This is a genomic window from Longinema margulisiae, from assembly GCF_025266855.1.
In the GTDB taxonomy this organism is placed as follows: domain Bacteria; phylum Spirochaetota; class Brevinematia; order Brevinematales; family Thermospiraceae; genus Thermospira.
In genome coordinates, this window is the sequence record NZ_CP053071.1 from 552,124 (window position 1) to 571,129 (window position 19,006).

Annotated in this window: 13 protein-coding genes; 3 read left to right on the forward strand and 10 right to left on the reverse strand. The window is 47.3% G+C overall.

Going from position 1 to position 19,006, the window contains the following annotated elements:
* Positions 1 to 157: 157 nt before the first annotated feature.
* The 4 genes from BREVNS_RS02570 to BREVNS_RS02585 all read right to left on the reverse strand — a co-directional run bounded on the left by BREVNS_RS02570 (position 158) and on the right by BREVNS_RS02585 (position 7,047).
* A complete protein-coding gene (locus BREVNS_RS02570; protein WP_483427498.1) occupies positions 158 to 3,211 on the reverse strand; it encodes a type I restriction endonuclease subunit R in 3,054 nt (1,017 codons plus the stop codon).
* Complete coding sequence (locus BREVNS_RS02575; protein WP_483427499.1) at positions 3,208 to 4,470, reverse strand: restriction endonuclease subunit S; 1,263 nt, start codon at positions 4,468 to 4,470, stop codon at positions 3,208 to 3,210. Before BREVNS_RS02575 ends, BREVNS_RS02570 begins: the two co-directional genes overlap by 4 nt.
* A 125-nt stretch (positions 4,471 to 4,595) precedes the next feature.
* Positions 4,596 to 5,447 carry a GIY-YIG nuclease family protein gene (locus BREVNS_RS02580; protein WP_483427500.1) on the reverse strand — a complete coding sequence of 284 codons (852 nt, stop codon included), beginning with the start codon at positions 5,445 to 5,447 and terminating at the stop codon, positions 4,596 to 4,598.
* 19 nt (positions 5,448 to 5,466) lie between these two features.
* Positions 5,467 to 7,047, reverse strand: a complete 1,581-nt coding sequence (locus tag BREVNS_RS02585) for a type I restriction-modification system subunit M (RefSeq protein WP_483427501.1) — start codon at positions 7,045 to 7,047, stop codon at positions 5,467 to 5,469.
* 280 nt (positions 7,048 to 7,327) lie between these two features.
* Between BREVNS_RS02585 and BREVNS_RS02590 the strand changes: the two genes are divergently transcribed.
* Both BREVNS_RS02590 and BREVNS_RS02595 read left to right on the forward strand, forming a co-directional pair.
* Entirely contained in the window at positions 7,328 to 8,650 is a 1,323-nt protein-coding gene (locus BREVNS_RS02590; protein ID WP_483427502.1) for a hypothetical protein, read from the forward strand.
* 494 nt (positions 8,651 to 9,144) lie between these two features.
* Positions 9,145 to 10,383, forward strand: coding sequence for a putative DNA modification/repair radical SAM protein (locus BREVNS_RS02595; protein ID WP_483427503.1), 1,239 nt, complete (start codon positions 9,145 to 9,147; stop codon positions 10,381 to 10,383).
* Positions 10,384 to 10,414: 31 nt separating this feature from the next.
* On the opposite strand, the gene BREVNS_RS02600 is transcribed toward BREVNS_RS02595, so the two are convergent.
* From BREVNS_RS02600 to BREVNS_RS02625, 6 genes are all read right to left on the reverse strand, one after another.
* The gene (locus tag BREVNS_RS02600; protein WP_483427504.1) at positions 10,415 to 11,437 is read right to left on the reverse strand and encodes a tRNA dihydrouridine synthase; all 1,023 of its coding nucleotides are present in this window, start codon (positions 11,435 to 11,437) and stop codon (positions 10,415 to 10,417) included.
* Positions 11,434 to 12,216, reverse strand: a complete 783-nt coding sequence (locus tag BREVNS_RS02605; RefSeq protein WP_483427505.1) for a class I SAM-dependent methyltransferase — start codon at positions 12,214 to 12,216, stop codon at positions 11,434 to 11,436. The genes BREVNS_RS02600 and BREVNS_RS02605 overlap by 4 nt, the downstream gene beginning before the upstream one ends.
* Positions 12,213 to 13,415 (reverse strand): tyrosine--tRNA ligase, encoded by a 1,203-nt coding sequence (gene tyrS / locus BREVNS_RS02610; RefSeq protein ID WP_483427506.1) that lies wholly within the window; start codon positions 13,413 to 13,415, stop codon positions 12,213 to 12,215. The genes BREVNS_RS02605 and tyrS overlap by 4 nt, the downstream gene beginning before the upstream one ends.
* A 90-nt stretch (positions 13,416 to 13,505) precedes the next feature.
* Positions 13,506 to 14,888, reverse strand: coding sequence for a sensor histidine kinase (locus BREVNS_RS02615; protein WP_483427507.1), 1,383 nt, complete (start codon positions 14,886 to 14,888; stop codon positions 13,506 to 13,508).
* 11 nt (positions 14,889 to 14,899) lie between these two features.
* Complete coding sequence (locus BREVNS_RS02620) at positions 14,900 to 16,348, reverse strand: ATPase domain-containing protein (RefSeq protein WP_483427508.1); 1,449 nt, start codon at positions 16,346 to 16,348, stop codon at positions 14,900 to 14,902.
* 111 nt (positions 16,349 to 16,459) lie between these two features.
* The gene (locus tag BREVNS_RS02625) at positions 16,460 to 17,968 is read right to left on the reverse strand and encodes a YifB family Mg chelatase-like AAA ATPase (protein ID WP_483427509.1); all 1,509 of its coding nucleotides are present in this window, start codon (positions 17,966 to 17,968) and stop codon (positions 16,460 to 16,462) included.
* 306 nt (positions 17,969 to 18,274) lie between these two features.
* On the opposite strand from BREVNS_RS02625, the gene BREVNS_RS02630 reads away from it, so the two are divergent.
* Positions 18,275 to 18,922: a peroxiredoxin gene (locus BREVNS_RS02630; RefSeq protein WP_483427510.1), complete on the forward strand. Its 648-nt coding sequence runs from the start codon at positions 18,275 to 18,277 to the stop codon at positions 18,920 to 18,922.
* Positions 18,923 to 19,006 lie beyond the last annotated feature (84 nt).

The window sequence follows — 19,006 nt, forward strand, 5'->3', positions numbered from 1 at the left end:
CTACTGAAAAACCAAAGCCCTCCCGGTATACCCTGCCGTGGAGGGCTGTTTTTTGAAAAAGAAAAACACTTGGGAGTGGATGAGAAAGTCTCCTCACAGAGATGATTGGAAGTCCACCCCTTCTCTGTCCGAAAAGAAAAAACGTTGGGGAGAAGAATCACATCTTTTCACTCGAGATATCAAAGAAACGCTCAAAGAAGCGCCGAAGTTTTTCCAAAACCAGTTCTCGCTTTTGCAATCGCTCTCCCCCCTTTGAAAAACGAGATATCGGGGGTAAAATCCTTGAAAAATCAGTGCCAATATCTGTGATAAAACCCGTTTTGAAGCTCTTTTCTATAAATTTGTAGGTTTCGTCGCGGTTGAGGTTTTCTTCCTGGATGATTCTGTCCAGTTCTTCTATTTTCTTTTGACCAACATACTTCTGCCATTCGTCGAAAATATCGGCTTCAGAAGAAAGCCCCACCGATTTCACAAAGTCGATGATGAGGTCTTTTTTGTTGCGCAGCCTCACACTGGCGTTGATGGTTTTTTCAATGTTGGTAAGCAAAAGTTCAACGTTTTTGGTATGTTCCTCATGATACTTTTTCACCAGCTCCAGAATATAATCAATATTGATCTCCACCTGCTTGATAAGTTCCATTTCAAAAACAAGGTCATCGTTGATGTACTCTTTCTCTGCGGCATCTGTTTTGCGAAACTCATGATAGAGATCAATATACACACTGTGGTAGTCCTGGAAATCCCCTTCGCTCAAGATTTCGTTCCCTTTGAACTCATCAAAAGTAGAGAGAACATTCTGAAGTTTCAGAATCTGGCCATAGAGTTTGACAAATTCTTTTTTTGCCTCTTCACTCACAATGGGCCTGTTGACTGGAAACTCCTGCAGAAGCCTGTTGATAAGGTCTCTGTATCCAGGAACTTTCTTCTGGCCATCGTGGTAGCCCTCATAGTAGTCCCTGTAAGATCGAAGAAGCACTATTCCCCTGGCCTCTTTGTCCCCAAAAAGAGCAATAGCATCGTTGGTGGCTTTTTCAAGGTTTCGGAAACAGACAATATTCCCGTGGGTCTTCACACTATTCAGGATACGGTTCGTGCGTGAAAAGGCCTGCAAAAGCCCATGATAACGCAGATTTTTGTCCACCCAGAGGGTATTGAGTGTGGTGGCATCAAAACCTGTGAGAAACATATTCACCACAATCAGCAGATCCACCTCCCGGTTTTTGACCCGCATACTCACATCTTTGTAGTAGTTCTGAAACCTCTCCGAAGAGGTATCAAAGGCTGTCCCAAACATCGCATTGTAATCCTGGATGGCCTTTTCTAAAAAGTCGCGTGAACTCTGATCAAGCCCGCTGGTGTCCTCTGAATTTTCATCGATAACCCCATCCACCTCCTCTTCATTGACACCAAAACTGTAGATGAGGGCAATCTTGAGCCTTTTCTCCTCTGGCAATGAAGAGAGCTGTCTTTTGAACTCGGTATAGTACAATTTGGCCGCCTCGATGGAAGAAACGGCAAAAAGAGAATTAAAACCGGCAAGACGTCGTTCGTTGAGTTTATAGAAGGTATTTCGTTTGGTTTTCTGGTCAAAATGCTCAAGAATATAGCGAACAATATTCTGGATACGTTCTGGAGCCAGAAGAGCGGCCTCTCTGTTGATATCGTAGATCTCTTCATCCTGAATATCCTCTGCCTCCCGCATCGTAGACACATAATCCACCTTGAACGGCAGGACATTTTTGTCGGCAATCGCATCCACAATGCTATAGGTGTGCAGTCGCTCTCCAAAAGCCTGTTCGGTGGTTTTGATGCGCAGATCACCTCGAGAGGAAGCATTGACGGGAAAGATAGGCGTTCCCGTGAAACCAAAAAGGTGATAGTTTTTGAAAGCCCTGGTGATCAGGGCGTGCATGGTACCAAATTGTGAACGATGACATTCGTCAAAGATCAAAACCACATGACCATCAAAGATGCGATGTCCTTTGTTCTGTTTGATGAAACGCTCAAGCTTCTGGATGGTGGTAATGATAATACGGGCGTTGGGGTCTTCAAGTTGTTTCTTGAGAATAGCGGTACTGGTGTTGCTGTTGGCCGCTCCCTTCTCAAACCTGTCATACTCCCGCATGGTCTGATAATCGAGGTCCTTGCGATCCACCACAAAGAGCACCTTGTCCACATAAGGCAAACGACTCGCCAGTTGCGCTGTCTTGAAGCTGGTGAGGGTTTTCCCTGAACCGGTGGTGTGCCAGATATACCCTCCTGCTTCTATGGTTCCCAGTTTTTTGTAGTTGGTACTGACCTCGATTTTGCTCAAAATCCTCTCTGTGGCCACGATCTGATAGGGCCGCATGACAAGGAGTTGCCTGTCCACAGTAAACACACAATACCGGGTAAGGATACGAAGAAGCGTATGGCGGGCAAAAAAGGTCTTCGCAAAATCCATCAGGTCCATGATGGGTTTGTTGCTCGCATCCGCCCACCAGCTGGTAAACTCAAAACTATTGCTTGTGCGTGAGCCTTTTCTGGCGGCCTTTTCTGTCATCTCCCGGATATGTTCCCGGCGAGTGGTATTGCTGTAGTACTTGGTATGAGTCCCGTTGGAAATCACAAAGATCTGGACATATTCAAACAGCCCTGACCCTGCCCAGAAACTCTCCCGTTGATAGCGGTTGATTTGATTGAACGCCTCCTCAAGAGCCACCCCCCTGCGTTTCAGTTCAACATGGACAAGGGGCAATCCATTGACCAAAATGGTGACATCGTAGCGATTTTTCCGGTTTCCTTCTTCACTCGTGTACTGGTTGATGATCTGGACATGGTTTTCGTGAATATGATCTTTGCGAAGGAGATAGATATTTCTGGTTGTTCCATCATCTCTTTTCAATATCTTGATATAATCTTCCTGGATAGTGGCTGTTTTTTCAATGAGGCTATGGTTGGGGTTGGCTAACTCAGTTCTCAAGAATTGTTCCCATTCGTTGTCGGTAAACTGGAGACCATTCAATCTTTCCAGTTGCCTGCGGAGATTGGCGATCAAATCGGCTTCGGACTGGATAGGCACATACTCATACCCCTGCGATTTCAATTGCTCAATAAAAGCCCTCTCCAGTTCCGCTTCCGTTTGGTAGGCCCTGTGGGCCTGATATTCGGCTCGATATTCAGCCACCACCGTGCTTTCAGGGTTCTGAGAGACCAGATGGTAGTTTGTCATTCCTTTTCCTCCTCTGAAGAGGTGGGCGTCGGGGTGGTGTAATTATATCCTCCTCCACCCGCGGGTATTTTCTTAAACGTCAGGAGCTTATTCCTGTAATACTCATACTGCTTGCGACGGGCTTCAATTTCCGCAGGTAGGCCCTGCGATATGTCGTTCACCAGAGCATCGAATTTGTCCAAGATAGCCACAATCCTCTCCTGCTCAGAGAGCGGGGGGATGGGGATGGGGATTTTTCTGAAACCAGACATATCAACGGTTGAAAAACTTGATTTCGTAGTGTTTTTTAAACACCATTCATCAACTTTGAAAAAATAATAAAATAAATATTTAATATTAAAAATTGCCTTATAGCTTTCTTTTAATGTTAAAGATACAAATCTTTGATTACATAGGTGTGGAACATTTATAAGCGCGTGTTCTCCAATTGTTGCTGATGTAGCAACTATGATCGCAGGTGATGGAAACAATTTATTATTTTTCACCGCATTACTATTTACATGTAAAATGGAATCATTTAATATCCTTCCATTTAAACGAATATCTTCCATTCTAAACCATGGAATAGTGCCATTATTCCAAAATGATTCTTCAGATGTAGATGGTGTATAGCCATTTTTAAATTCAAATATCTCCCCTAACTTCTTCCACTCCACCTCTTTGCCGTTGAGGAGCCACCTGCCATTCACCTGAACAGGGGTGAGGAGCTTATTTCTGTAGTACTCGTATTGTTTCTTCCTTGCTTCCAGTTCTGCTTCCAGTTCTGCTTCCAGTTCTGCTTCCAACTCTGTGAAGGTGTCCAGTATCCTCACAATCTCCTCCTGCACAGGGAGGGGAGGGATGGGGATGGGGAGAGGGAAAACATCACTTGGATATACATGGGGTACACCTCCACCACTTTTCATTTTGTGTATTTTTTCTTGATTATTGAGAAGCCAATAATAACAAAATTTTGTTAATAAGTTGCCTCCGGAAGGTTTTACACTGAAAGCATCAGAAACAAAAATAGGTTGATTCCACCAGCTGACATAACCAGCATAGGCACCGGAGCCGGCTATCACAATTGTTTCACCTTCCCTATTACTGACATTATGATAATAGGCCGGGCTTCTTCCTCCAGCAATCACTGGAATATTCCCAGGAATTATATCGTCTTTAGTGATTGAATTACCCCTCTTTAATTCACATACCTCCCCTAACTTCTTCCATTCCACCCCGTTCGGACAGAGTTCGGCGATGAGTTTTTCTATTCGGTTCATGGTCTCTCCTCTTTTTGTGAGTGAAGACGGTGACCTCGACTTCGCTCGGTCACCTGGCTTCGGCTACGCTCAGCTACCTGACTCCCGCTTCGCTCGGTCACCTGGCTTCGGCTACGCTCAGCTACCTAACTCCCGCTCCGCTCGGTCACCTGGCTTCGACTTCGCTCGGTCACCTGGCTTCGACTTCGCTCGGTCACCTGACTTCGACTTCGCTCGGTCACCTGGCTTCGGCTGTGCTCAGCTACCCGTCTTCGGCTTCGCTCGGTCACCTGACTCCGACTACGCTCGGTCACCTGGCTTCGGCTACGCTCAGCTACCCGTCTTCGGCTTCGCTCAGCTAACTCTTCTTGACGGCGATCGGCCTCCTCACTCGCCTCCCCCACCCCACTTCGCCGGTTGAGCGAAGTCGAAACCGATGCTGGAGTGTGGTCATTGTCATGGCACTGGCTTCGGCTACGCTCGGTCACCTGACTTCGACTACGCTCAGTCAGCACTGGAGCGTTGTCATTATGATGGCGCTGGCTTCGGCTTCGCTCAGCCAGCGCTGGGGTATTACCATCCCCTCCCTGAGAGGAGTCGAAGGGAGCGGAGTCGAAGTCCCCCTCCTTTCCTTCCAAAACCGCCGGTTGAGCGGAGTCGAAACCAGCGGAGTCGAAACCGGCCTTTCTCCCCTGCTTGAAATTCCTGCAATGAGTTTCATTCATACACTCAGCGTATTTTTTGAGAGCCTCAGGCATATGGTGAATCAGGGCTTCTTTTTTGCGTCGACTCCATCCCTGTACCTGCTTTTCACGATAAAACGCCTCATCAATACGACTATACTCCTCAAAATACACCAGTTCCACAGGAAGCCGTTTTTTCGTATAGTTGGCACCCTCCCCCAGTTGATGCTGCGAAAGTCTCCGTTCCAGATTAGTAGTACTCCCCGTGTAATAACTCCCATCAGCACATTTCAAGATATACATATACCCTTTCATAAACCATTCGCCCCTCTCATCACCTCTCCAGTTCCTCTACAATCTCATCAATCGCCCTTCTGAGTTCATTTTGTCTCGCCACGATGCGCTTGATCTCCTCATTCAATTTGAGAATATCGATTTCTTCTTTCGTGTCTTTCTGGGCCACATAGCTGGAAACCGCAATGTTGTAATCATTCTGGGCAATGATCTGGTTATTCACAAGTCTGGCAAAATGGTCTATGTCCTTTCGAGCGATATAGGCGTCGAGAATTTTTTGCTGATTTTCCGGCGTGAGTTTATTCTTGTTGCCACTACGGACAAATTCCTCCGAAGCATCGATGAAAAGAATACTGTTGTCCTGCTTGTTTTTCTTGAGCACCATGATACAGGTGGCAATAGTAGTCCCAAAAAAGAGATCCGGTGGAAGCTGAATAATAGCCTCAATATAGTTATTGTCAATCAGGTACTTGCGGATCTTTTGTTCTGCTCCTCCCCGATACAGTACCCCCGGAAAACACACAATAGCCGCCGTTCCACTTGGAGAAAGCCAGCTAAGCATGTGCATCACAAAAGCAAGATCCGCCTTGCTCTTTGGGGCAAGTATCCCCGCTGGAGAAAAACGGGGATCATTGATAAGCAAAGGGTTATCGTCTCCTTCCCATCGAATAGAATAGGGCGGATTGGAAACAATAGCATCAAAAGGCTCATCGTCCCAGTGTTTTGGATCCGTCAGGGTATCCCCATGGGCAATATCAAAATGATTGTAATTGATATCGTGCAAGAACATATTGATACGACAGAGGTTGTAGGTGGTGAGATTGATTTCCTGCCCAAAAAATCCCTGCCTGACGTTTTCCTTGCCAAGGATCTTGGCAAACTTCAAAAGAAGAGACCCAGAACCACAACAGGGGTCATAGACTTTGTTCACCTCTTTCTTGCCCACAACGGTAATCCGTGCCAAAAGCTCACTCACCTCCTGGGGAGTAAAAAACTCTCCACCGGATTTGCCCGCATTGGAGGCATACATGGTCATCAGAAACTCATACGCATCGCCAAACGCATCAATCGTATTTTCGGTAAATTTCCCATTGCCCAATTTTAGCTCACCAATGGCGTCCAAAATCTTCACAAGCTTCTGGTTTCTTTTTTCGACGGTATTGCCCAGCTTTGGAGAATTGAGATCCAGATCATCAAAGAGGCCCTTGAGTGCCTCTTCACTGGCCGTTCCTTTGGCTGAGCTTTCGATATTCTGAAAAACTTTTGCAAGGGTTTCATTGAGGTTGGGGTCATTCTTTGCCCTTGCCCGAACATTGGCAAAAAGCTCACTGGGCAAAATAAAAAATCCCTTCTCTTTCACCGTCTCCGCCCGACCAAATTCTGCCTCTTCGTCTGAGAGTTTCGCATAGTCAAAATGTTCATTGCCAGGAATACGCCGCTCTGTTTCATTGATGTAGTTCGTCAGGTTCTCACTGATAAACCGATAAAAGAGCATCCCCAGCACATACTGCTTGAAATCCCAGCCATCCACACTTCCCCGAAGTTCGTTGGCTATCTGCCAGATGGTTTTGAAAAGTTCATTTCGTTCCTGTTCCTTGGTACTATTGGTATTGGTTGGCATACGTCCCCTCTTTGCTCCCCTTTTTCGTGGTGTCTCTACGATTTTTACATTATACACCAGGACCTTGATATTTTCAAGTGTTTATAACCATTTTGCAAGATTTTCAGAACATCATAATCACCCCCTCTTCCCCTGTTTCAACCAAACAGGTAGTTTTTGCTGAAACAAAGAAATAGCCTCACCCCTGTCTTGGCACGACGAGCAAAAAGCCCCTATGGGATTTGATTTTTTTCCCCGTTTTCCCTATCCTATTACCAAGCAAAAAAGACAAGAGGGCTTCATGAAACGATGGATCCTGATCATAGGTATTGCCGGTATTCTTGTTGCATGTGGCCGAACGACAAGAAGTGAAAGTATCCCTTCTCCAGAAACAGGAAAAGAGGCTACAGAACAACAATCGGAAATCTTTGAGGCCAAGCTTCGTGATACCACCATCGGAGAGGTGGAGAGATCCTATCTCCAGTTTCGCCTTTTCTTGAGTGGTAAACTCTCCAATATCTCTCTTCATCCTACCCTTGCTTCTGCTTTTTCCAACGAGTTTGTGAATAACCTCTGGGATAGCTCAGCCTATCGTTCTGCGTATCTTTCGTACCTCACCCTCACCAATATCGTTACCAACGAAAATACTGACAAAGGATTTCTCCTGGGCCGGGCGGGCATTGCCGCCTTCAAGGCCAAACAGTATTCGATTGCCATCCAGATGCTCCAGGAGGCTTTTGCCTATCATATCACCGATGAAACGGTGTACTACTATGGGCTCTGGTACTGGTACGTCAAAAAAGACAAAACGAGAGCCAAAGAAATCCTCTCCCGTCTCAGACCAGAGAGGCTGGGTATCAACCCTCAACAGTGGAAGAATTTTCTCTCGGAGAGCCCCACTCCCTCTCCGGATGGTCTCTCTCTTCTCAGGTCTTCTGATGCCACCACCCAGGCGAGAGGCTTTTCGCTCTGGCTCGAAGAGTACGAGAAAACCGGTGAACCCTTCTGGAAGTATGAAGCCCCTTTGCCTCCCTATATCCCACCCTCGGGTTCTCTCGGGTATTACCTCAATGCTCAGGATCCCCAATTCCCCCGTATGACCCGGGACTGGCCAATGCCCTTTTCCATCAGACCCGGCAAACCCGGTCAGAATAGATACGCCTTTTTCTTAGAAGAACCGATAGAAGAAGACAGGTTTCTCCTTCTCTATGCCCAGCCTGTGGATTTTCCATGGCAGTCTGGGTATCGTGGTATTTCCCCCGTGTTTCCCAAAGCCGCCTACACCAATGCCTTCTTTGTATATGCCACCGCCCTTCGTGAAACCAATGGGAGAATCACCAACATTGACACCCAGATAATCTCACTCCCTCTCCGATATTTCCTCTCCTGGGGAAGAATATACCGAAGTGGCAACTGGCACTATGTCGTTGTCGGATTTCAAAACCCTGATAAACTGGACGTCGTTGTTTTCGATCCATTCTCAAGAAAACTTTCTCGCATAGAAACCTCCCTTCGGGAAATACAAAAAATCTACTATATTCGCCACCCCCTCTCCGGTCAGTGGGAATGGATCGGGATAGGCAAAACCCTTCGCCTTCTCGAGGAGAAACCTCTCTCCAGATAAAACACCATGAAACCATCTCAAAACTCGGTGTTTCAAGGCTCGCCTGGTTATGATGGCTATGACTTTGTTTCAGCTAACGTGGTGGTTTTTGCTGAAACAAGGTGATAGCCCCCGTACCATTATGTAAAAAACCCTATCACTGGTAGTATAAGCCGAGACCTTTGCACGAATGTGCAAAGGTCTCAAAAAGTAATAAAAAGCAAAAAATAGTATAAAAATATTCCTTTCCATAATAAAGAAGCCTATTTTTTATATAAAAAAAGACAAATAAGCCTTTGTAAACAGAAAAAGCGGGGTTTCAGGGGCGTAGCCCCTGACCCAGACAGGGGAAGAAAACACCCGTGCAAGGGTCTCAAGCCTGGTTTCTTATACCCCACTTGATAAACTTTATAGCTTTCAACTTTCAACCGCCCCCTTCTATTTGCGTTTTTTGAAAAGCCGTGATATGATAATAGAAAGGAGAGATATCTCTCACGGATGAGGCAGGAGAAACCATGACAACCCAGGAAAAACTCTCCATCCTTGCCGGAGCTGCCCGCTATGACGCCTCATGTGCCAGTTCTGGGAGTGAACGATACGCTGATCAGGGCTTTGGGGCCACCCACAAAAGTGGCATCTGCCACAGCTGGTCAGACGACGGTCGGTGTATTTCCCTTCTCAAGGTACTTCTCACCAATGTATGCATCTACGATTGTGCCTATTGCATCAACCGGCGTTCCAACACCGTACCAAGGGCTCTGTTTACCCCCGATGAACTGGTCCATATCACCGTTGAGTTCTACAGGCGAAACTATATCGAAGGACTCTTCTTGAGTTCCGGGGTGTTCCAGAGTCCGGATACCACCATGTCCCTCATGATTGAGGTCGTGAAAAAACTCCGTCAGGAACAGGGATTTTACGGTTATATCCACATGAAAGCCATCCCCGGGGCGAGCCCTTTTCTCCTTGATGAGGCCGGAAAATACGTGGACAGGCTAAGTGCGAACATCGAACTCCCCTCAGAACACTCTCTCAAAACCCTCGCACCAGACAAAGAAGGCAAAAAGGTCTTCTCCGTGATGAGATACATTGAGGATCAGCGCCATACCCTTCTCACCGACAGAAAAAAGGGCAAGAAAGCCCCTCTCTATGTTCCAGCCGGTCAATCCACCCAGGTGATCGTTGGAGCCACCCCCGATAGTGATAAACAGATTCTCAAGCTTTCCCATTTTCTGTACACCCGTTTTGGTCTCAAGCGGGTATATTACTCCGCCTACACTCCCGTCAATGCGGATAAACGTCTCCCTTCCCTGACCACCATGCCCCCTCTCAAACGGGAACACCGTCTCTATCAGGCCGACTGGCTTCTTCGTTTCTATGCCTTTGAAGTGGACGAACTCTTTGACCGTTCTTCTTCTTTAGATGAACGCTTTGATCCAAAAACATGGTGGGCCCTCACCCACAGGGAGATGTTTCCCATCGAGGTCACCACCGCTGATTACCAGACCCTTCTCCGTGTGCCGGGTATTGGGGTGAAATCAGCAAAGCGTATCATTTCCACACGAAAATATGGAACTCTCTCTTTCGATGCTCTGAAAAAAATGGGGGTCGTCATGAAACGGGCTCAGTTTTTTATTACGTGCCATGGGATCTCCTGTGCCCCTTTTGATCTCCACTCTGCTCGACTGGAAGACTTCCTTGCTTCTGAAGAAAACCCACCAGAACAGCCCCTTCTGTTTTCAGAACCTTTCTGAAAACTTCCCTCTTTTCCTGTTTCCCCTTTGTCTATTGTTCTTGTGAGGGCTCTTTCTGTCCCAAAATCCGGACAAGCTCCTCATACGTCGAAACAAGAGAGAGCGCCTGTCTGATATACTTGGCATGAGAAAAACCATGCACCATCGCAAGAAGAGTAGCCCGGATAGGCACAAGAGAGGTCGTCTGAGTTACCGCAAGGTAAAGGGAAGCATAGTCGAGAATCATCTCTTTTATCTCTTCGGGAGAAGGCACCTCATAGCTTCCTGTGAGAAGATACTGCTGAATCTGACGAAAAATATAGGGTGCCCCAAGGGCATGGCGTCCGATCATAACCCCATCCACCCCTGTCGTCATCTTCCTCTCAAGGGCTTTCTCTGGAGTGGTGATATCCCCATTGCCAATGAGAACACCACCGTAGATCTCCCGGATAGCCTTTATCGCTTCCCAATCAGCGACCCCGGAATAAAACTGCACCGCATACCGGCCATGAACCGTGATCGCATCCACTCCCGCAGTCGCCAAAGCGGGGATAAACTCCTGCCACAGAGGGGTATCTATCCCCAGTCGCACCTTGGCCGTCGCTATAGCCCCCGCATCCTTGATAGCCCGGATGATATCCGCCATTGCCTGTGGAAAACGCAAAAGCGCCGAACCAGCTCCTGTCCTCACCACCTTTTTTACCGGACAGCCAAAATTCACATCGATGAAACGAACCGAAGTTCGAGTAAGGATCTTGCGCACCACCGCATACCACTTGGAATAATCCTCTCTCCCAAAGAGTTGCACCCAGGGGAAAGGTTCTTCCTCCACGTCGAGAAGCGCCCATGTCTTTTTCTGATCCCGAGAGAGCCCCTCAAGACTGATCATTTCAGAGATAACAAAACCAGCCCCCCACCTTCTCATCCAGTCCCTATAAGCCCTATGCGAAAAACCCGCAAGCGGTGCCGCCCCCGCCCACAGGGGAAATTTCACTCCACCAATACAAAGGGTGTGTTGATCCACCGTGTACCCCTTTTCCTCTCCACTTTTTCCAACACACCGTCCCTCTTTCACCGTTTCTCCTTCAAGGCATACACCTCAAAGGTATCCCCTAACCGAAGCCTTTTCTGAAGATTCTGCCAGAAAGACGTGGCAGGAAGCCCTACCCTCTCCGGATGAAGCCCGAATATCTCCTCATGAACCACACGAAAGCCATACCTCTTCAAAAGGGCATACACCCCCTTGAGAGAAGGCTCCGTACAATGCTCCACAGGCCGACGGGCAAAATACTCATGAGAACGAAACCGGGCAAACGCCCCATAGCCATTGGGAAGCCCCAAGGCCAAACACCCACCAGGCCGAAGTTTCTGCACAAGAGTTTCCATAAAACCTTCGACATCCACCATATGCTCAAGGGTAAACCACGCCGTTACCACATCCACCTTTCCATCTACCAGTTCAAGAGACCGATACACAGGATACCCAAACCGATCGTGAATATAACGAATAGACGCCTCATGAATCTCTACCCCGGCCACCTCATAGCCCATTCTCTGCGCCTCATCAAGGAAAAACCCATACGCCGCCCCAACATCCACAAGCACTCCGGAAGGAACATGTTTCTGGATTTCCTTCAACCGGCGAAGGGCATACCCACGAATCATGGGCTCATCCTCTTCGTAGGATTTCCCATAAACCTGCTCATAATGTTCCTGAAAATAGGTTTCATCATACACATCAACCGCACTACAAAAGACCTTGATATTGGAACGACAGTCAAGGCACTGATAGAGCGTATCCCTATCCTGATGCCACACCCGAACCCGAGAAGAAAGACAATACGGGCACTTCATTGGACCTTCAAAAACTTTCTTTTTCCCACCTTGATAATCCGCTCCTGTCCAGGCTGAAGAACAAACCCCTCTTCACTCACCCTTTCTCCATCGATAGAAACCGCATGCTGCTGAAGCATACGACGAACCTCACTTTTTGAAGGGAGAGTGGCACTCTGCACAAGCACCTCAATAAGTGTCATAGGCACAGAAAGGCGAAATTCCGGCATCTCATCCGGCGTTCCCCCCTGCCTGAAGATGCGTTCAAACTCCTCATGGCATGCCTCAGCCTCACTCGCTGAATAATAGAAACTCACAATCTCCTTGGCTAAAATTACCTTGTAATCACGGGGGTTGGCTCCCTCTTTCATCTCTTTTTCGTACCTTTTCAAGGTATCATCTGAAATATCTGTCAAAAGCTCAAAATACTTGAGAATCAACGTATCAGGAATGGACATAATCTTGCCAAAAATCTGAGAAGGGGGTTCATTGATACCAATATAATTCCCGAGGGATTTACTCATCTTTTGCTGGCCATCCGTCCCCTCCAAGATAGGCATGGTCATAATCACCTGAGACTCCTGACCGTACTCCTTTTGAAGCTCTCGACCCACCATGAGATTGAACGTCTGGTCTGTTCCCCCTAATTCCACATCCGCCCTGAGAGCCACAGAATCATACCCCTGAATAAGGGGATACATAAACTCAATCAGAGAAATGGGCTTTCCCTCACGATAACGTTTCCCAAAGTCTTCCCGTTCCAAAAGCCTCGCCACGGTATAACGAGCGGTGAGATCCAACACGTCGGCAAATTTCATGTGGGCACACCAGCTACTGTTGAACACTATCTCCGTCTTTTCAGGATCCAGAATCTTGAAAATCTGCGTTTTGTATGTCTCTGCATTGGCAAGTACCTCTTCCTTGGAGAGACGTTTGCGCGTCGTTGACTTGCCCGTGGGATCCCCAATCATACCTGTAAAATCCCCGATCAGAAAGATCACATGATGCCCCAACTGCTGGAATTGCCTGAGCTTGCGAAGGACAACGGTATGCCCAAGATGCAGATCAGGAGCCGAAGGATCAGCCCCAAACTTGATGCGAAGGGGTTTGTTTTCCTTGTACGAACGCTCTAACTTATGCTTGAAATCCTCAAAAGGAACAATATCCACCACCCCCCGGGTGAGAAGGGAAATCTGTTCTTCGACCGATGCAAAAGCCATGATTATCCTCTTTTCTTTTTCCTTATAGTGTAAGGAAAAGGAGAAAAAAAGTCAATTTCCAACCAACCGCAAGCGAAGCAGCTATCCCCCTCACCCCCTGGCCTTCTCATCGGGGAAACGAACTATGGCATGGAAGTGCGGACCTTCTATTCTCTCATACGAGCCCCGAAGTGTCCCATTCACCAACGTTGTAATCAAATGAAGCCCGAGATGCTCTTCCCCTCCTGCTGGCTCATGCCAGGTCCCATTATCCTCGTACTCAAGCTCAAGCATGCCCTCTTTCTCCCTGAACACGATGGTAATCGCCGGTTTTTCCATACCAGAGAAGGCATGTTTGAAACTATTCTGGATGAGTTCTGTCACCACAAGCCCCAACGCCACTCCCCTATCTGCCGAAAGAAAATGATTCTCTTCCAGATGCAAATTCCACTCGATATCCCTCTCATAAATCTGAGACACCACCACGGACAGTTCCCGAAGGTAGGCTGCCACTTCAAAAGCGGTGAGATTTTTTCCATGATAAAGCATATCATGAAGCTTGGCCATAGAACGAATCTTGGTCTCAATATCCCGAAATACCTCCTCTGCCCCCTGACAGCGGGACCGATAGAGAGAAAGAAGGCTGATGATAGTCTGCATGTTATTCCTTGTTCGATGGAAAATCTCACGAATGAGCGTCTTTTGCCCCTCAAGAGCCACCTTCAGCTCCTCATGCTGAGAATAGAGCTCCTCAATATCCAAGAAAATCACATCAAAAAGCACAGGTCTCCCGTACTCATCCCGCTGGACATACCAGCGCATATTGGTATATCGATAGTCACCATCAATACGAAGACGCACCTGAATATCTGAGAAATTCTCTTTGTGCGTGTAGAAAAACTCCCTGAAGGTATACTCCACCAACGGCCAATCCTCAGGATGAAACAAAACCTCAAGTCCCTCAAAAGAATGAACCGGTTTCTCCGTCAAAGAAGAGAAATTTCGTGAATAGTACATGGCAGTACTCTCTCTATCAAAACGAAGCGAGTAAAGCCCAAAATGATCAGCAAGAAGCTCCAGAATATTCTCCATGTAGCGACTATATTTTTGTGTCTCCTCCCAGAGAAGAAGAGCATAGTTGTGAGCTCTCAAAAAACTCCGAAGAGCCGCCTGAAACTGCCTCTTCTCAATGGGAAGATAGAGAATCATGTCCACCAGTTCCACAAGACTATCCTGTTCATACGAAGTGTACTCATTCGTGGTCAAAAGAAGGACAGGAATAAAAAAGGGGCTTTTCTCGCGGTAATCCATCAATGCTTTTTTATATTCAGAAAAAGAAACCCCATCCACTACAAGGACATCTATTGATGACGAAAGACCCTCAGGGGAAACAATCTCTTTAGCCTCATACCCTTCAGCCTTGAGAAACTCCCCCACCGCTTTTTTGTCTTCGGTATTGGCCAACCAGTAGGCAATCAGTGGCTTTGCCTTCATAGGACACTACCTCACTCCTTCATGACGGGATTTCCTGTGAGAATCCCCGAAAGATTGGTGAGCGGTTCTCCCACCTTGATCCCGTAGGGGGTTATTTCAAACTCCCGTATGGTTTTCTCAAACCCACCGAGACGTTTTTTCAGTACCCCAATAGCCCGCCTGATACTTCCCTCGACCTCTATATACCGAAGAAAAAGGATATTGTCGGTAATATTACTGAGATTGTACTGGGTGGCCTGAAACTCTGTGGACACCACCTTTGAATCCTCATGGATCAGAAATACCGTGACCCCCATCTTGAGAAGAAGCTTGCAAAAGAGCATCAGGGGACGAATGGTTTTCTCCTTGCCATAATACTCAATGAAGGTATTCACAGAATCCAGGACAAGAACCTCCATTTTGTTTTTCGTTATCGTCTCTATGGTCTCTCCTATCAGTTCATACGACGATTGACTCTCCCCAAAAAACTCAAGAATATGCAGTTTCTTCTGCTCGATGAGAGAGTTGACTGGAATATTCACCGACTCATATCGGCTCACAAGACTCTCTACCCGCTCATCAAAACTGTAGTAAAGAATCGGATGATTGAGAAGAGCCAGTTGCTTGAGAAACTGCATGAGAAGGGTGGTCTTGCCCACCCCCGAAGGACCGGTAATAAGCGTCACAGAGGCAAAAGGAAACCCTCCCTCCAGCAACTCATCAATATTGGGCACGCCGGACGAAAAGGTATCCGTCACCTTTTCCTTGATGAAGGGGAGTTTTTTCACCGAAGAGACCTCAGGGAGTACCGTTACCACCAGTCCCTTCTCCGTGACACGGTAGTCAAAATACCCCGCCCGGAAATCCGAAGACCTGTCCTTGAAGATCTCAAGATACATCTCTTCACTGGTTTTGGTGAGCCTGAGAGCACAATCCACATTGTAGCGAATATCCACAATATCCTGATGGGCCTGATCCGGTTCGGAAGTAAAAAGGGTGGTTATCCCCTTTTCCCGCAAAAAGGAGAAAAAAGAAATCATATACCGCAAAAACTGATAGGGATTATTGGCCAAAAAACGAAACTGCGTAGCTGAATCAATGAGAATACGATCTGGCTTCAGGGTCTCTATCTCCTGATACAATCGCCGGGTGAGGGGATCTCTCTCCACATCCGCAGGGGTAAACACATCATAGATTTTGTTTTCCGTGAAGAAGGTCGAGGACGGGCTCACATCAAGAAAATGGATTTCCTCAGAGAAAAGTTGTGGAAAAAACTTCTTTATCTGTGCTTCTGGCTCCTCAAGAGAGATAAAAAGAACCTTCTGCCCTTCCTTCACCCCCTGACGAAGAAACTGAAGCCCGAGCGTCGTTTTCCCTGCACCGGGCATCCCCTCGACAAGACAGATCCCTCCCTCAGGAAATCCCCCTCGAAGGAGGGTATCAAGCCCTTCACACCCCGTAGAAATTTTTCTCTGTCCCATAGAACACCTCCTGACACTCTTTTCCTTACCCGCTTTCATTATATACCAAAAAATTTTTTTGTCAAATTTCCAAAAGGCCTTCGCTTTTTCCCTTTCTGAGCCCCCTTCCCCTCACAAAACCCAGAGCCTATCCAAAACCCTGTATTGAAGGGCCTCAGCAACATGTTTTTCATCGATGGTTTCACTTCCCTCAAGGTCTGCAATTGTTCGAGAGACCTTGAGAATCCTGTCATACACCCGAATACTCAGCATAAACTTCTCCACCACCATGGCTAAAAACTTCTCAGTCGAAGGGGAAATCGCACAAAACCTCTCAATATGAACGTGATGCATCTGACTGTTATGGTATATCCCAAGACCCTCAAAACGAGCCCTCTGAATCTCTCTCGCCCTTGTGACCCTCCTCCGGATCACCTCTGAGGACTCTTCTGCCCCACGTTTCTGGATCTCGGCAAGAGGAGGCCGGGAAACCTGCACCTGGAGATCAATGCGATCAAGAAAAGGCCCGGAAAGCCTCTGAAGAAGAGCTCGCATCTCCTTTGTATCCCAGTTGTCAATATCCGCATGTGTCTTAGAGGGATTCATCGCCGCCACTAACATAAAATTAGCCGGAAAAACCACCGACCCTTCCGCCCTCGAAACCGTAATTCTCTTCTCCTCCATGGGCTGACGAAGGGCCTGCAACACATTGGCTCGAAAAAGGGGAAGTTCATCCAGAAAAAGCACCCCATGATGGGCTAAACTCACCTCCCCCGGCCTGATCCACCTGTTTCCCCCGCCGGTAATAGAAACATCCGAGGCTGTATGGTGAGGAGAACGAAAAGGGCGTCTTGTGAGAAGTGGACAATTCTCATCCAAAAGCCCGGCCACACTATACACCATACTCGTCTCTACCGCCTCCTCATACGTCATATCCGGGAGAATCCCCGCAAGCGCCCGGGCAAGCATGGTCTTTCCCGTCCCTGGAGGACCTACCATGAGAAGATGATGCCCCCCAGCCGCCGCTATCTCAAGTGCCCGTTTGGCCAAAGTCTGCCCCCGTATATGCGACATATCTATGTCAATCCCAGGCGAAGAAGTCGCTCCCCTTTTTGGAAGAGAAAGAGCAGGTTTCTCCTTTCTCAGCACATACGCATACGCTTCCTTTAGTGTATGAACCCCTATCACCTCAATCCCTTCCACCGTTTGCATCTCAGAAACATTGGAAGCCGGGCAGAGAATCCTTTCAAAACCCATCTCTTTGGCACGACAGGCTATAGGAAGCCCACCGGGAATAGGGCGAAGTCTCCCATCAAGGGCAAGCTCCCCCACCACAAGAAGAGAACCAATATCCTCAGGAGCCTCTTCTATACAAAGAATAGCCAGGGCAATAGGTAGGTCAAACAGGGTCCCCATCTTCTTGATACCCGCCGGAGCCAGATTCACAATAATCCTCTGCCCAGGAAAATGAAAACCCGAATTCTGAATGGCCACCTCAATTCGACGAACCGACTCTTTCACCGCCTGCGTAGCCATCCCCACAATCTCAAACTCTTTCACCTTGGGTTGAATATCCACCTCAATATCAATAGGAATAGCCTCAAGTCCTAAAAGAGACATACTCTGCATCCGAAGGATCATACACGCCTCCTTTTTTCATACCTATATTATCGAAAAAGATTTGTGTTATTTGTTTATTTTTGTCTTATTATTCACACAAAAAATGTGAGTTTTTCAATACAATTCTCCTATTTCCTTTCAATGAAAAGAAATAAAAACAGAAAATTTTTCGCGCGCTTTTTTCACAGCCTCTATTCCCCAACACGCAGAAAAAATTTGATAAAAATAAAAATAAAAATCATTATAAAAATCATTATAAAAAACTTGACTTTTTTCTCCTTATCGCTTTATATTAAAGATAAAGAATATATTTCCAAGGAGGACCTTATGGAACAACAAACCTTCCACATGCCCCTTCTGGGCGATGATTTTCCCTCTCTTTCACTTCAAACCACGCATGGCATTTTGAATCTTCCTCAGGATATGAAAGGTTCCTGGTTTGTGCTTTTCAGCCATCCGGCCGACTTTACCCCTGTATGTACCACCGAGTTTGTGGCCTTTCAGGACCTATCCGGCGAATTTGAAAAACTCGGGGTGAAACTGATTGGCCTCTCCGTGGATCAGGTCTTCAGCCACATCAAATGGGTGGAATGGATCAAGGAAAAATTAGGCGTGGAGATTACCTTCCCTATTGCGGCGGCCAATGATGCCATCGCTAACCAATTGGGTCTCCTTCACCCCGGCAAAGGGACAAACACCGTTCGGGCTGTCTTTGTGGTGGATCCCAATGGCAAGGTTCGTCTGGTGCTCTACTACCCTCAGGAGATCGGACGAAACGTAGAGGAGATTCTCCGTGCGGTCAAAGCCCTCCAGATCTCAGACAAAAATGGGGTGGCTATTCCTGCCAACTGGCCAAATAACCGTCTCCTCAAAGACAGGGTGATCATCCCACCAGCCAAGACCGTCAAAGAAGCCGAAGAACGCCTCAAAAAGTACGAAGGCTATGACTGGTGGTTCTGTCACAAAAGTCTTTAACCCAAACCTTCCTCTCCCCCAGGCTTATAGGCCTGGGGGTTTTTTATAACCAGTCAAAAGCTTTCCTCCAAAAAGCCTCTCACA